Source organism: Hymenobacter profundi (genome assembly GCF_019334315.1).
GTDB classification, from domain to species: domain Bacteria; phylum Bacteroidota; class Bacteroidia; order Cytophagales; family Hymenobacteraceae; genus Hymenobacter; species Hymenobacter profundi.
Genome location: NZ_JAHWGL010000219.1, coordinates 1 through 661, shown reverse-complemented (window position 1 = coordinate 661; position 661 = coordinate 1). Strand labels below are relative to the sequence as shown.

Annotated in this window: 2 protein-coding genes; one reads left to right on the top strand and one right to left on the bottom strand. The window is 54.6% G+C overall.

The window, feature by feature from the left end:
- A partial coding sequence (locus KYK14_RS22000) for a hypothetical protein (protein WP_219161776.1) occupies positions 1-208 on the bottom strand: 208 nt, incomplete at its 3' end.
- A gap of 247 nt (positions 209-455) precedes the next feature.
- Between KYK14_RS22000 and KYK14_RS21995 the strand changes: the two genes are divergently transcribed.
- Positions 456-661: hypothetical protein (locus KYK14_RS21995; protein WP_219161775.1), on the top strand; the 206-nt coding region annotated here is incomplete at its 3' end.

Sequence of the window (661 nt, the reverse complement as noted above, 5' to 3'; positions counted from 1 at the left end):
TGACACTGTTCTGCGCTACCCCGGCCCATCCTTGCACGAGCTTACGTAACTCGGCCAAGGCTTGCTCAGCGGGCAACTCCTGCACGGCCACTAAGGTCTGCTGCGCGGTCCGCTCAACCGTGGCCAGCTTGTTAGCTAAGTACACCTCGTCGCCCGTATTCGGGTTAACGTAAAGTCGGCCCCGCTTGACGAGCTGGTGCTGGACCACCCGGCACGAAGTCGAGCAGAATTTGCCCCCTCGCCGCTTCGGCTCGTACGCCTTTCCGCATTTTTGACACTGCATTACCATAGGCCAAAAGTACAATTCCTCACTGTAATAAGTGCGCAATTATCTTGCATTTACTTGTGATTTTATATACCTTCAGACAGCGGTAATCGGGAAGAAATGGAGAGAAGAGGGAACCTGTTGCTGGGAAAGAGCTGTACTGTAAACCGGTTTTCCGTAGGCTAGTGCTATGTCGTACAACCCCAAATTTGGTCCTAACGCCCAAACGCCTGCCGAGCGGGCCAACGTGCTTCGGCAAATAAAAGCGACCAACCCGGACCTAGTCAAAAAGGCCACTCCCTATGTGCATCGCCTCTATGGGCAGTATGTAGCGGGCGAACTCAGTTGGGAAGAGGTCTGTGCCCTGCGCGATGCCCCCCAAATACTACCCGGTGT